The sequence below is a fragment of the Lacinutrix cladophorae genome (genome assembly GCF_053604645.1).
Genome location: NZ_JBSHNR010000086.1, coordinates 222,818 through 237,934, shown reverse-complemented (window position 1 = coordinate 237,934; position 15,117 = coordinate 222,818). Strand labels below are relative to the sequence as shown.

Here is a 15,117-nt window from a genome sequence, read left to right as displayed (position 1 = left end):
TTTTAAATAGGTATGTAAAAAAACATAAAATAATGGTGAAAAAAAAACTAAAGCAATAGTAGTTATAACTAATTGTTAACTACATCGTTTTAGTTTCATTTTTTTATTAAATATCTAATATGTAAGCCTTAAAATGAGATATATATTTATTGATATTTAAAAGCAACCATGGTTAAAGGAGGAATATTAACTGCAACAGAATGCTTTCTAAACTGCCAATTTTTTGTTTGAGATGTTACTACTTTATTCTTAAAATCTCCAGTTCCAAAATATTCTTTCTCGTTGCTATTAAAAACTTCTTTAAGTTTTCCTTTTTTTGGAAGCCCAATACGATAATTCTCTCTAGGTACAGGAGTCATATTACAAGCAATAATTAAATTATCTTTTGCTTTTTTTCCTTTTCTAATATATACTAGAACCGAATTTTCGGCGTCGTTATAGTCTATCCATTCAAAACCATCTTGTGTGAATTGATTTTGGTGTAAAGCGGGTTCTAATTTATAGAGCGCATTTAAGTCTTTTATTAGTTTTTGTACACCTTTATGAGGTTTGTATTGTAATAAATGCCAATCTAAGCTTGTTTCAAAATTCCATTCTTCACTTTGGCCAAATTCTGCTCCTTGAAACAATAGTTTTGTTCCTGGATGCGTAAACATATAACTATATAACAAACGTAAATTAGCGAATTTTTGCCATTCGTCTCCCGGCATTCTATTTAGTATCGATTTTTTACCATAGACTACTTCATCGTGACTTAATGGTAGCATAAAATTTTCGGAAAATGCATAAGTCATGCTAAAAGTTAAATCGTTTTGATGGTGTTTTCTATATACTGGTTCTTTAGCAAAATACTGAAGTGTATCGTGCATCCATCCCATCATCCATTTCATTCCAAATCCTAATCCTCCTAAAAACACTGGTTTAGAAACACCTGGAAAAGATGTAGATTCTTCTGCTATAGATTGCACATCTGGAAATGTACCGTAAATAGCTTCGTTTAATTCTTTCATGAAAGCAATAGCTGCTAAATTTTCACGACCTCCATATTGGTTAGGTTCCCATTCACCATCTTCTCTAGAATAATCTAAAAATAGCATGGATGCTACAGCATCTACACGTAATCCGTCTGCATGATATTGGTCTAACCAAAACAAAGCATTGCTAATTAGAAAAGATTTTACCTCATTACGTTCGTAATTAAAAATAAGGCTTTTCCAGTCTTGATGATAGCCTTTGCGTTTATCTGGATGTTCGTATAAACAAGAACCATCAAAAAAGCCTAAACCGTGAGCATCTTCAGGAAAATGGGATGGTACCCAATCTAATAAAATGCCGATATCATTTTGGTGTAATTTATCGACTAAAAGTTTAAATTCTTCTGGATAACCAAATCTTGATGTTGGTGCAAAATAGCCAGTAACTTGATAGCCCCAACTTGGATCGTAAGGAAACTCCATAATAGGCATAAGCTCTACATGCGTAAAGTTCATTTCTTTTACATAATTCACTAATTGATCTGCTAATTCTACGTAAGAAAGGAATCGATTTTCTTCGATTTGTTTTTTCCAAGAACCTAAATGCACTTCGTAAACAGAAAATGGTGCATCTAATGCATTTTTTTTCTTTCGAGATTTCATCCATTTAGAATCTTTCCAACCATATTCATCTTCCCAAACTATAGATGCTGTTTTTGGGTTGTGTTCATAGCGTCTAGCATAAGGGTCTGCTTTTTCGGTTTTAATACCATTATTATGGCTTTCAATTTTATATTTATAGGTAGTTCCTTTACCTATGTTTGGAATAAAACCTTCCCAAATACCACTTTCGTCCCAACGTACATTTAATTGGTGTTCTCCTTCTTGCCAATAATTAAAATCACCAATAACCGAAACGTATTTTGCTGTTGGTGCCCAAACTGAAAAATAAGTTCCTTCTACTCCATTTAAAGTGGTTATATGTGATCCAAATTTTTCGTAAAGTTTATAATGTTTTCCGGATTTAAATAAATTAATATCAAAATCTGTAAATAAGCTATGCGCTATTACTTTAGACATATGTTGTTTTTAGGTAAGTATACTATTATTTTATGATTGTTCCTTTTGGAATTGTTGCTCCTTTTTTAATAACAACTATTCCATCTTTTACTAAATAATCATCGGTTTCAATGTCTTTTAAATGTTTACCACCTTCTATTTTAACATCATCACCAATTCTACAGTTTTTATCTACAATACAATTATTTATATAGCATCTATCTCCTATCCCTAAAAGGTTTACAATTTTATTTTCTTCAATTGTTTTTAAAGATTCATAAGAATCGTTACCCATCATATAAGTATTTAAGACAACGGATTCTTTACCAATTCGAGAACGAATACCAATCACACTTCTTTCAATTTTAGCTGCATGTATAATACAACCATCTGAAATTACAGTCTTATTTAAAAGTGTTCCAGAAATTTTAGAAGTAGGCAATATTCTTGCTCTTGTGTATACTCTATCGTCTGCATATAAGTTAAACTTAGGAATATCATCTGTTAGACCTAAATTAGCATCAAAAAAAGATTCAATGGTTCCAATGTCTGTCCAGTATCCTTCATATTGATAACTAAGTGTTTTATGCTCATGAATAGATTGCGGAATAATTTCTTTCCCAAAATCGTTTGTATCAGGATTTTCCATTAATTTGACTAAAAGATCTCTATTAAAAATGTAAATCCCCATAGAAGCTAGATAATTTCTACCTTCTTTTTTCATATCTTCACTAACATCTGATGTCCAATCTGGTAATAAATCGGCAGCTGGTTTCTCTATAAAAGAAGTAATAATATTATCATCATCAGTTTTTAAAAGCCCAAAACCTGTAGCATCACTTGCATTTACAGGATAAGTTGCAATAGTAATTTCTGCATTACTTGCTTCGTGCTTATCGATCATATCTTGCAAATCCATATTATACAATTGATCTCCAGAAAGTATTAAAGCATATTTAAAATCATTACTTAAAACATGATGCATACTTTGTCTTACTGCATCTGCAGTACCTTGAAACCACTTATCACTCTGCATGGTTTGCTCTGCAGCCAAAACATCTACAAAAGCTGAACTAAAGAAACTAAAGTGATAGGTATTTTTTATATGTTTATTTAAAGAAGCTGAATTAAACTGTGTTAAAACATACATTCTTTTAATATCGGAATTAATACAGTTAGAAATTGGAATATCGACCAATCTATATTTTCCTGCTATTGGAACAGCTGGTTTAGATCTGTCTGCAGTTAATGGATATAATCTGGAGCCTTGTCCTCCACCTAAAATAATAGATAACACCTTATCATTAATCATAGTTTTGTTAGTTTATTGAATTATACAATTTAATATATTCTTTTGCTGATGCATCCCAGGAATGATCAATTTTCATTATGTTTTTTCTAATTTCTTTAAATCGTTCTTGATTATTATATAACGAAACACCTCTTTTTATTGCCTGTTCTATTTGCAAAACTGTTACCTCGTTATGGCAAATACCAAATCCGTTTTTATCTTCAATATCTATAACTGTGTCTTTTAATCCTCCTGTACTTCTTACTATTGGAATGGTTCCGTATCGTAAGGAATACATTTGGTTTAATCCACAAGGTTCTACACGAGAAGGCATTAATAAAAAGTCTGCTCCTGCATAGATAATATGCGATAGTTTTTCATCGTAGCCAATAAAAGCATCGTAGTTTCCTTTATGATGTTCTTTTAATGCGTTTAACTGTTCTTCCACTTCATTATGACCTGAGCCTAAAAGAAGAATATTACATTCTTTTTCTTTTAAAATAGTATCAAAAACCTCTGGAAGTAAATCGGTTCCCTTCTCACCTACTAATCTTCCAATAAAAGCAAATAAAGGTTTTGTTTTATCTAAATTAAAAGTTTCACACAACCAGTTTTTATTTTTACCTCTTCCTAAAGTTACGTTTTTTTCAGAGAAATTTTCAATAATATATACATCGGTTTCCGGATTCCATACTTTTATGTCTATTCCGTTTAAAATACCAACACATTTTTGACTTTCTTGTTTTAATAAATCTTGTAAACCATTAGCTTCTACTTTCAATTCTTCCATATAACTTGGAGAAACTGTGGTAACTCGCCATGCGCATTTTATTGCAGCTGCAAGTGGATTAATCATACCATTCCAATCTAATAAACCTGCATTATTCATTTCAAAAGGTGGAATTAAATGCAATTTATTATAAGCAAACCATCCTTGGTATTGTGCATTATGAATGGTAGTAATAACTGGAATTTTATTTAAGGATGTATATTTAAAACTTTCTTGTAACATAAAAGGAACAAGTCCGGTGTGATGATCATGGCAATGTATAATGTTTGGTTTATCTTCTAGAGCAAGCATCCAATCTAGAGCTGCAATTTGAAATGCCAAAAAACGATCAGTATCTTCATACGAATACACATAATCTTTAAAAAGTAAAGTTGGAATATCTATAAAAAAAACATCAAATTCTAATATGTTTTTTTTAAGCTTTAATACTTCAAATTTATGATCATAAATACCGAGTAAAACTTCTGATTTATAGATAGATACAAATTCGTTCTCTTTGCTAAATTTATTGTCATAAAAAGGCATAATAACACTACTTTTTAATCCAAGTTCATTTTGATATTTTGGTAACGCACCAACAACATCTGCTAAGCCTCCAACCTTAGCAATAGGATAACATTCTGCACTAATATGGGTTATATTCATTAAATAATGTTCAATTTTACTCTTCTAATTTAGTAATTTATTATTAATACAATCCTTTTTTTAGGAAATAATAAATATAAAGTTAAAACTAAAACGATTTCGTAATGAAGTCGTTTTTATTACGACCTATTAAAGAAACAAAAACAATATATATTTAAACATGAAAAAGTATTTATTAGTGAGTCTTATTGGTATTTTCTTTAGTTGCAATTCTTCTGCACAGAAAAGTGATTCGAATACTAAAAAAAAGTACCCTGTTACAAAAACAGATATAGAATGGAAAAAGGAGCTAACTGAAGCACAATATTATGTATTGCGAGAAGCAGGAACCGAACGCCCTTTTTCTAGTCCGCTTAACAAAAACTACCAAAAAGGAACTTACCATTGTGCAGCTTGTAATATTGCTTTGTTTAAAAGCGAACACAAATTTGATTCTGGAACAGGTTGGCCAAGTTTTGACAGAGAAATTAAAGGAAATGTTGCATATGGCTCTGATAACAAATTGGGGTATTCTAGAGATGAAGAACATTGTGCTAACTGTGGTGGTCATTTAGGTCATGTATTTAATGATGGCCCTAGAAAAACTACCGGTAAACGCCATTGTATTAATGGTGATGCTTTAGTATTTGTCCCAATAGAATAAAGCAATAACAGAATAAATTCTATAAATAATTCCCTTTCTTTTTTATACCTTTAGATTGTTTATTTTAGGTAATCCATTTTTAATACAATGAAAAACTCCTATTTATCGAGTACTATTAAACAATTTGAATATTATAAGTCATTAGGTGATAAAACCATAAACCAACTTTCTTTTGAAGAATTACAATGGCAAGTACATGTCGATTCTAATAGTATATCTATTCTAATAAAACATATTGTTGGTAATATGTTATCGCGTTGGACTAACTTTTTGACCGAAGATGGTGAAAAAACATGGCGTAAACGAGATGATGAATTTAATGATACTTATACTACAAAAGAACAACTTGTTGCCTCTTGGGAAAGTGGATGGCATTGTTTATTTAATGCAATTACTCCATTAAAGACTATAGATTTAGAATCTATTATCTACATACGAAACCAAGGACATACTGTAACCGAAGCCATTAACAGACAACTTGCACACTACTCTTACCATATTGGACAAATAGTTTTTTTAGGAAAACTTTTAAAAGGAAGCAATTGGCAAACCTTATCTATTGCTAAAGGGGAATCTATTTCCTATAATGAAGAAAAATTTTCGAAAGAAAAAGAAAGAAAACATTTTACCGACGATTTATAAACCATTCTAGCATTCGCGTGAGGGATAGAAACGGCATCCTTTTGCTTTTTTATAGCAAAAGATACAGTGTATAGCCCGACCTTTAGGTCACGCCCAAATAAAAATGAAGCATCAATTTATTATTTCGGCTTTGTTTTGTAAATTCGTTGCTTTATAAAACGATTAAAAAACACACAATGAGTAAATACGATATAATTGTACTTGGAAGTGGTCCTGGAGGCTACGTAGCTGCTATTAGAGCATCTCAATTAGGTTTTAAAACCGCTGTTGTTGAAAAAGAAAGCCTTGGTGGTATCTGCCTAAATTGGGGTTGTATTCCTACTAAAGCACTTTTAAAGTCTGCCCAAGTTTTTGAATATTTGAAACATGCAGAAGATTATGGACTTTCTGTAGCAGGTTTTGATAAAGATTTTGATGCTGTTGTAAAACGTAGTCGTGGTGTTGCTGAAGGAATGAGTAATGGCGTTAAGTTTTTAATGAAAAAAAATAAAATTGATGTTATTGAAGGTTTTGGGAAACTAAAAACTGGAAAAAAGATCGATGTAGATGGCAAAGAATATAGTGCCGATCATATTATAATTGCAACTGGAGCACGTTCTCGCGAGTTACCTAGTTTACCACAAGATGGTAAAAAAGTAATTGGCTATAGAGAAGCAATGGTTTTACCAGAGCAACCAAAGAAAATGATCGTTGTAGGTTCTGGAGCAATTGGTGTAGAGTTTGCATATTTTTATAACTCTTTAGGAACAGACGTTACTATTGTTGAATATTTAGATAGAATTGTACCTGTTGAAGATGATGAAGTTTCTAAACAATTAGAGCGTAGCTTTAAAAAAGGAGGTATAAACATTATGACTTCTGCCGAAGTAACTAGTGTAGATACTTCTGGTAAAGGAGTAAAAGCTACGGTTAAAACAAAAAAAGGAGAAGAAGTATTAGAAGCCGATATTGTATTATCTGCTGTTGGTATAAAATCGAATATAGAAAATATAGGTTTAGAAGACGTAGGTATTGTTGTAGATAGAGATAAAGTTTTAGTTAACGATTTCTACCAAACAAACATTCCTGGTTATTATGCTATTGGAGACATTACTCCTGGACAAGCTTTAGCACACGTTGCTTCTGCAGAAGCTATTTTATGTGTAGAAAAAATTGCGGGACAGCATGTAGAAGCTTTAGATTACGGGAACGTTCCTGGTTGTACTTATTGTACTCCAGAAATTGCTTCTGTAGGTTTAACCGAAAAACAAGCAAAAGAAAAAGGTATCGATATTAAAGTTGGTAAATTTCCATTCTCTGCTTCTGGTAAAGCAAGTGCTTCTGGAGCAAAAGATGGTTTTGTAAAAGTTATTTTTGATGCTAAATATGGCGAATGGTTAGGTTGCCATATGATTGGAGCTGGAGTTACAGATATGATTGCCGAAGCTGTTTTAGGTAGAAAGTTGGAAACTACAGGTCATGAAGTATTAAAAGCTATTCATCCACACCCAACCATGAGTGAAGCGGTTATGGAAGCTGTAGCTGCTGCTTATGATGAAGTGATACATTTGTAGATTATAAAATCTTTAAATAATAAAAAAAGTTCCTGAAAATTCAGGAACTTTTTTTATTTGTAGAGTTTAATTTTTTAACTATCTAGTTATCCGTTATTACTCAACTTCTTGTTGTACTAATTTATAAATTTTTCCTCCTTCAATAAAATTATAATCTCCAAAATACAATTCCTTATTTTTATCGACTCCAAAAGTAGCTATGTTCATTTCTGTTTCAAAAAGTAATTCATTTTCTAGAGAATTTGTATCTAATGCCCAGATTTTTCCTGTAGAAGAATCACTATATATATATTTTCCAACTAAACCTACATTCAAACTTCCTCTATATACATAACCACCAGTAATAGCAATACTTTCTGTTCCAATTCGTTCATACTCATAAATAGGTCCTATTAAATTTGGAGTATCACAAGGACCATCTAAACAATGTGTTCCCTCAAAGATACTCCACCCATAATTGCCTCCACTTTCAATAATATCTATCTCTTCTCGTTGACCATTTCCTACATCACCAGTCCAAAGTTTACCTGTTGTATTATCAAAGCTTATTCTCCAAGGATTACGCAAACCATAAGCAAATATTTCGTTTCGTGCAGAAACATTACCAGTAAATGGATTATCTATAGGTATACCGTAATTCATTCCACTATCAGTATTATCTACATCAATTCTCAAAATTGTTCCTGTTAATGATGAAAGGTCTTGACCATTTTCACGTACTCCTCCATCTCCAGAAGAAATATAAAGATAACCGTCTTGCCCAAAAACTAATTGACCTCCATTATGTAAACCTGTATCTTGATAAAATTCTAAAACAATTAATTCGGTACTCATATTTGCCATGTTAGAATTACTACTTGAAACTTGAAATCTAGAAATTCTTGTTGTTTCTGGATTAGGATTATAATTAACATAAAAATAACCATTGGTTTCATAATCTGGATGAAACGCTAACCCTAATAATCCTTGTTCATAAGATGAAGTATCAACATTACTAGAAATATCAAGAAAAGTGATAGCTTCAATAGGATTCACAATGTCAATTACTTTAATAATTCCTTCTTGTTCAACTATAAATAAACGATCCGTTCCATCATTTGAACTTTGAATATCTAAAGGTAGATTAAAAGTTAATTCAGGAAATGCATTTACATACATTAATTCTGTTAATACACTTGGTGTAATAGTATCGTCATCAGATTTACAGGAAATAAAAATTAAAGGAAGTAATATGAAAATTAATTTAGCGTTATTCATGGTTATAATTTTAGTATTTTATTAATACGTAAAACCTCACAAAAACCATACCACTAAAATCTAAATTGCTTTATAAAAAACTCTGAATAGCAAGTTCATAACTCTGCAATCCAAAACCAAGAATAACTCCTTTCGCATTTGGAGAAACATATGAGGTATGTCTAAATGATTCTCTAGAAAAGGTGTTAGAAATATGCACTTCAACAACAGGAGTTTCAATGGCATTTATAGCATCTCCAATTCCAACAGAGGTATGTGTATAAGCTGCTGCATTTAAAATAATTCCGTCGTAAGAAAACCCTACTTCTTGTAATTTATTAATCAGTTCTCCTTCTACATTAGATTGGTAATAATCTAGATCTGCTTGTGGGTACTTCCCTATTATTTCCTCTAAAAATTCAGTAAAAGATAAACTTCCGTAAATTTCTGGTTCTCGAGTTCCTAATAAATTTAAATTAGGACCATTAATGATAATGAGTTTCTTCATAAAGTAAAAATACAAAAGTTATTGTATAAAAAAAGCCAAAGCAAGAACTTCGGCTTTTACAATATTATAATAATTACTGTTAAAACATATAACCAACAGAAAATTGAATTACTTTATTTTTAACATCATTACCTCCATCGTTAATATTGATTATTCCTAAGTTGTAACGTACAGAAAACAGGATACCGCTATCCATTTTGTAACCTGCTCCAAAATTAATTCCAAAATCTATATCCTTTATGTTATCAAGATCTATAGAATCGGAATCATTTTTCGCTTTTGCATTAACCAAATAACCAATTTGTGGTCCTGTTTCTACACTTAAACCTTCTATTACAAAATATTTAACCATAACGGGAACATTAATATAATCAAAGTTATATTTAAAGTTATCATCACCAATATCTTCCTTACCACCTTGCGAAGAATATAAAATCTCTGGTTGCACACCTAGCTTGTCATTAAACATAATTTCTGCAACACCTCCAACATGAAACCCTACTTTCATATCCGTATTATTACTATCTCCATCTATGGAAGCTAAATTAACACCTGCTTTAGCTCCAAAAGAAACCTCTTGCGCTTGTAAACCAAACGATAAACCAAATACAGCAATAGCTGCAATACATAATTTTCTCATAATTTATAAGTTTTAAAAATTGATTAGTCCAAACTAACACTTTTTTTTAACTTATCATCAAAAAAAACAACTGATTATCAAGTTGTTAGCAAACAATACTATGGTATCGAATTAATACAATGGAATTAAATTAGAACAAAATCTAAATTCCTATTTTTGCAGCAATGAAATGGGAACAAGCACTTTTAGATTATAAAATGTATTTAAAGATAGAACGAGGTTTATCGCAAAACTCTATAGATAATTACGCTTTAGATGTACATAAACTAATTGGTTTTTTAGAAGAAAATAGCATTCAAGAATCCCCTTTAACAATTACTTCAGAAATTATTCAACAATTTATTTATGAAATTGCGAAACATGTTAATGCAAGATCGCAGTCTAGAATAATATCAGGCTTACGAAGTTTTTTTAATTACTTAGTTTTTGAAGATTACATGAAAACAAATCCACTAGAACTAATAGAATCTCCAAAAATTGGAAGAAAACTTCCAGACACATTATCGGAAAAAGATATCAACGCACTTATTAATGCTATAGATTTGAGCAAACCGCAAGGAGAAAGAAATCGCGCCATTTTAGAAACTCTTTATAGTTGTGGATTACGTGTTAGCGAGCTTGTTGGTTTAAAAATTTCGGATTTATTTTTTGAAGAGGGCTTTATAAAAGTCACAGGTAAAGGAGACAAACAACGCTTTGTGCCTATTGTACCAGAAACACAGAAGATAATCAACATCTACAAGAATCAAGTAAGAGTTCACAGTCCTATTAAAGAAGAGTTTCAAGATGTTTTATTTTTAAACAGACGGGGAAAACAGCTTACAAGAGCTATGATTTTTACAATAATTAAACAATTAGCAGTAAAAATTGATTTAAATAAAAATATTTCACCACATACTTTTAGGCATTCTTTTGCAACCCACTTGTTAGAAAATGGAGCAGATTTAAGAGCAATACAGCTTATGCTTGGCCATGAAAGTATTACAACTACAGAAATATATATGCATGTAGACAAAAGTCATTTAAAGGAAGTTATGAATTCCTATCACCCTAGAAACTAGAGCTTTTAGCTCATAATTATTTGTTTTTAGTCGGTGTTTTGTTATATTTGAGTAGACTTATGTAAGTTGAAACTGACTTAAATAATTTAAAAATATCCCTAAAAACATTTTTAAATATAATATCTATGTCTGCTCTAAACCCAAGAATTATAAAAAACAACACTTTAAATGTGCTTAATGACACAAAGTGGAAACTCGCATTAGAATATACTAATATTGGTTTTTGGGAATTTGATGCAGATTTGAATAAAGTTTACTTTTCTAATGAATCCAAAAAGATAATAGGTACTCAAAACAAAACTTCCTTTGGTTCTAATATAAACGACTGGAATGAAAGAGTACATCCAGATGATATAGAAAAATATTATCAAGACTTTCAAGACCATCTCAATGGATTAAAACCTATGTATGAAAATGAACATAGAGTAAAATGTCAAGACGGGAGTTACAAGTGGATTTTAGACAGAGGAAAAATAGTAGAATTCACTAAAGATGGTATTGCAAAACGTGTTATTGGTACACATACAGAAATAACCAATCAAAAAGTTGCTGAAAACAAAGTAATTGAAGCTTTAAGTATTGCAACAGAACAAAATAATAAGCTGAAGAATTTTGCACATATAGTTACCCATAACCTAAAACAACATGTAGCCAATTTTGAAAGCCTCCTTCAATTTCATGATGAAGCCGAAACTTGCGAAGAAAAAGAGAGCTTAATGAATCATTTAAAAACACTTTCCTCCTCTTTAACTAAAACAATACATAATCTAAACCAAGTCGTTTCTGTACAAACAAATAAGAATAAAAAAATAGAAAGAATATACGTTGCTAAAGAAATTAATAATGTTTTAAAAACACTCGATTTTGTTATTAAAGAAAGTAAGGCTACAATTAATAATAATGTAAATGAAAGGTATTTTATCTATTATAATATATCCTATTTTGAAAGTGTAATTCAAAATCTATTAACTAACGCTATTAAATATAAACACAAAGATAGAAACCCTGTAATTAATATAGATTCTATTTTTAAAAAGGACGCTATTGATTTAATTGTCACCGATAATGGTATCGGAATTGATTTAAATAAATTTGGAAACGATATTTTTGGTTTATACAAAACGTTTCACAAGAATGAAGATGCCGAAGGAGTTGGCTTATATCTAATTAAAAACCAAATTGAATCCTTTGGTGGAAAAATTTCTGTAGCAAGTACTGTGAATACAGGAACCGCTTTCACCATTACAGTAACTAATAAATAAACTATTTTCTTCTCTCTCTATTTATGTTATTACTCTTTATTCTAAAGGTTTAAAATAATTACCACCTCAAATACACGTACTTAAACGGAAAAAATTGTATTTAATCGTGTTTTAAAGGTTTTTACACTTTTTAGAAACTAGAATAAACCCTACGAGTATATTTTTGTTTTCCCAAAGCTAATTAAAGACCTCTAATGGAAAACAATAATAATTCGAATACTACAGTTTCCAACCCCAACGAAAAAAGTACAAAACTAAATATTAAAGAACAAGTTTTAAGGTTTGCCCTAGAAAATTCTAATATTGGCACATGGGATTATGATGCTAGTACACAAAAAGTTATATACTCTAAAGAATCTAAAAACATTTTAGGCTTTAAAGATCATGAAATTGGATCATCTGCTGAAGAATGGAATAATCGTGTTCACCCAGAAGACAAAGCGCATTATTTTAAAGAATTTAACGACCATCTTAATGGGATAAACCCTTTTTACGAAAGTGAACATAGAATACAATGCAAAAATGGTACATATAAATGGATACTAGATAAAGGCAGAATAGTTTCGGTAGGAGAAAATGGTAAACCTAAAAGAGTAATAGGCACACATACTGATATAACAAAAATAAAACTTGCAGAAAAGAAAACAAAAGAGGCATTAAACTTAGCTACTGAATTAAATAATAAATTAAGAAATTTTGCGCACATAGTTACACATAATTTAAAACAACATGCAGGTAATTTTGAAAATTTAATTGAGTTTTATAACGAAGCGGAAACAGTTAACGAAAAAGATGAATTAGTAAAGCATATTGAAACTACTTCTAATTCTTTAACAAAAACGATTAAAAATTTAAACCAAGTTGTATCAGTACAAACAAATAAAAACAAAAGGGTAGAAAAAATATTTATCGCTCAAGAAATTAATAATATTCTAAATAACCTTGAATTTGTTGTTTTAAATAACAATGCCATAATAAACAATAATGTTCCTGAAAATATATATATAAACTATAATCCTATTTATTTTGAAAGCATTGTACAAAACATGTTAACGAATGCAATAAAATATAAACATCCTGAAAGAGATCCTGTAGTAAATATAGATTTAAATATATTAGAAAAAAGGATGGAGTTATTAATATCGGATAATGGAATAGGTATAGACTTAGAAAAATACGGTAATACTATTTTTGGTTTATATAAAACGTTTCATAATAATGAAGATTCTGAAGGTGTAGGTTTATATCTAATAAAAAATCAAATTGAATCCTTTGGCGGCAAAATTACTGTAGCCAGTAAAATAAATACAGGTACTACTTTTACGGTTACTTTAACTAATTAAGTTAAAGTATAATTCTTCAAAAACGCACTATGATAAGGTTACCTGCTAATTTTCCCTTGCAACAAAAATACAATGAAAGTAACAAGCTCGTGCTAAAACTTTACTTGCAAAAATTATTTGTTTAACCGCAAATTAACCATGAACTATTATAGTTTAGAGCAATCTGAATAAAAAAAACATGTATTTAGACGCTTTTATTTGCTTTTAATCGTATATTCGCAAGAATTACCGATTAAATGTTATGATGAAAGTCAATAACTTATTTTTGGAGTCCCAAATTATTATTTCTACTAAATGAAAACTACTTTAACTTCAAATCAAGATATTTCAAATATTGTTGATTACGATTCAAAATTAATATTAGAAGAATTCGTTTCTAAATTTGCTTTAGAAAACTCTAATATTGGTGTATGGGATTTTAATGTAATTAATAAAACAGTTAACTACTCTAAAGAAGCTAAACAAATACTTGATCTTAAAAACACAGACCATAATGCCGAAACTTATAATTGGCAAGAAAAAGTACATCCGGATGATTTGGATAATGTAATTGAAAATTTACTAAATCATTTAAACTACAAAACACCTAATTATATAAGCGAACATAGAATACTTATTAGTAATGGTAGTTACAAATGGATAAAAGATATTGGTAAAGTTGTAAAACGTGATGAAAATGGAAATCACACCCGTATGATTGGTACAACAATAGATATTAGTGAAAGAAAAAAACAAGAAGCTAAATTAATAGAAAAGAATAATATTATTAAAGATCAAAATACAAAACTTAAAAATTTTGCTCTAATTGTTTCACATAATTTAAAATCACATACTGCAAATTTTGAAAGCCTTTTAAGTTTTCATGATGAAACAGAAGATGAAGATGAAAAAAAGGATATTATTAATCATTTAAAAACGGTTAATAACTCACTATCTAAAACAATTTCAAATTTAAACAAGATTGTTAATGTAAGTAACTCTAAAAATAAAAGCTTACAAACAATAAATTTAAATAACATTGTAAAGAACACTTTACAGCTTTTAGCAGTAAAAATTATTAGCTCTAATACTATTATTAACAATCAAATTGATAGTGATTTGTACCTAGAATTTAATTTGTCCTATCTTGAAAGTATTATTCAAAATTTACTCACTAATGCAATTAAATACAAGCATCCAGAGAGAAATCCGATAATAAATATAAGTTCAGAAAAAACTAACGAACATATAATTATTACTTTTTCAGATAATGGTTTAGGAATAGATTTAGATAAATTTGGAGATGCTATTTTTGGACTGTATAGAACATTCCATAAAAACGCAAATTCCGAAGGTGTTGGTCTTTATCTTATAAAAAGTCAAATTGAAGCTTTTAATGGCACTATAGATGTTACTAGCACAGTAAATGTTGGAACTACTTTTAACATTAAGTTACCAAACAAAAAAGTCTAACTAAATAGTTAGACTTTT

General features: G+C 29.8%; 13 protein-coding genes. 7 read left to right on the top strand and 6 right to left on the bottom strand.

Annotated elements, in window-relative coordinates; genetic code table 11:
• Positions 1-146 precede the first annotated feature (146 nt).
• The 3 genes from glgB to ACVC3Y_RS04545 are packed head-to-tail and all read right to left on the bottom strand — an operon-like array spanning position 147 to position 4,759.
• A complete protein-coding gene (gene glgB / locus ACVC3Y_RS04555; protein WP_452226238.1) occupies positions 147-2,054 on the bottom strand; it encodes a 1,4-alpha-glucan branching protein GlgB in 1,908 nt (635 codons plus the stop codon).
• 25 nt (positions 2,055-2,079) lie between these two features.
• A complete protein-coding gene (locus tag ACVC3Y_RS04550) occupies positions 2,080-3,345 on the bottom strand; it encodes a glucose-1-phosphate adenylyltransferase (protein ID WP_303424626.1) in 1,266 nt (421 codons plus the stop codon).
• 7 nt (positions 3,346-3,352) lie between these two features.
• A complete protein-coding gene (locus ACVC3Y_RS04545; RefSeq protein WP_452226237.1) occupies positions 3,353-4,759 on the bottom strand; it encodes a glycogen synthase in 1,407 nt (468 codons plus the stop codon).
• Between the two features lie 160 nt (positions 4,760-4,919).
• Between ACVC3Y_RS04545 and msrB the strand changes: the two genes are divergently transcribed.
• The 3 genes from msrB (at position 4,920) to lpdA (ending at position 7,597) form a co-directional block, all read left to right on the top strand.
• Complete coding sequence (msrB, locus tag ACVC3Y_RS04540; protein WP_303424623.1) at positions 4,920-5,402, top strand: peptide-methionine (R)-S-oxide reductase MsrB; 483 nt, start codon at positions 4,920-4,922, stop codon at positions 5,400-5,402.
• A gap of 87 nt (positions 5,403-5,489) precedes the next feature.
• Entirely contained in the window at positions 5,490-6,044 is a 555-nt protein-coding gene (locus ACVC3Y_RS04535; RefSeq protein WP_303424621.1) for a DUF1572 family protein, read from the top strand.
• A 176-nt stretch (positions 6,045-6,220) separates the two neighbouring features.
• A complete protein-coding gene (lpdA, locus tag ACVC3Y_RS04530) occupies positions 6,221-7,597 on the top strand; it encodes a dihydrolipoyl dehydrogenase (RefSeq protein WP_303424619.1) in 1,377 nt (458 codons plus the stop codon).
• A gap of 96 nt (positions 7,598-7,693) precedes the next feature.
• Here the strand turns inward: lpdA and ACVC3Y_RS04525 are convergent, their stop codons facing one another.
• From ACVC3Y_RS04525 to ACVC3Y_RS04515, 3 genes are all read right to left on the bottom strand, one after another.
• Positions 7,694-8,854 carry a PQQ-dependent sugar dehydrogenase gene (locus tag ACVC3Y_RS04525; RefSeq protein ID WP_452226236.1) on the bottom strand — a complete coding sequence of 387 codons (1,161 nt, stop codon included), beginning with the start codon at positions 8,852-8,854 and terminating at the stop codon, positions 7,694-7,696.
• A 70-nt stretch (positions 8,855-8,924) separates the two neighbouring features.
• Entirely contained in the window at positions 8,925-9,341 is a 417-nt protein-coding gene (locus tag ACVC3Y_RS04520; RefSeq protein ID WP_452226235.1) for a type II 3-dehydroquinate dehydratase, read from the bottom strand.
• A gap of 79 nt (positions 9,342-9,420) precedes the next feature.
• Positions 9,421-9,981 (bottom strand): porin family protein, encoded by a 561-nt coding sequence (locus tag ACVC3Y_RS04515; protein ID WP_452226234.1) that lies wholly within the window; start codon positions 9,979-9,981, stop codon positions 9,421-9,423.
• A 164-nt stretch (positions 9,982-10,145) separates the two neighbouring features.
• Here ACVC3Y_RS04515 and xerD point away from each other — a divergent pair, with 164 nt between their 5' ends.
• The 4 genes from xerD to ACVC3Y_RS04495 all read left to right on the top strand — a co-directional run bounded on the left by xerD (position 10,146) and on the right by ACVC3Y_RS04495 (position 15,099).
• Positions 10,146-11,042, top strand: a complete 897-nt coding sequence (xerD, locus tag ACVC3Y_RS04510) for a site-specific tyrosine recombinase XerD (protein ID WP_303424612.1) — start codon at positions 10,146-10,148, stop codon at positions 11,040-11,042.
• 125 nt (positions 11,043-11,167) lie between these two features.
• On the top strand, positions 11,168-12,304 hold the full coding sequence (locus ACVC3Y_RS04505) for a sensor histidine kinase (RefSeq protein ID WP_303424609.1): 1,137 nt from the start codon (positions 11,168-11,170) through the stop codon (positions 12,302-12,304).
• A 194-nt stretch (positions 12,305-12,498) separates the two neighbouring features.
• A complete protein-coding gene (locus tag ACVC3Y_RS04500; protein WP_452226233.1) occupies positions 12,499-13,647 on the top strand; it encodes a sensor histidine kinase in 1,149 nt (382 codons plus the stop codon).
• 294 nt (positions 13,648-13,941) lie between these two features.
• Positions 13,942-15,099, top strand: coding sequence for an ATP-binding protein (locus ACVC3Y_RS04495; protein ID WP_452226232.1), 1,158 nt, complete (start codon positions 13,942-13,944; stop codon positions 15,097-15,099).
• Positions 15,100-15,117 lie beyond the last annotated feature (18 nt).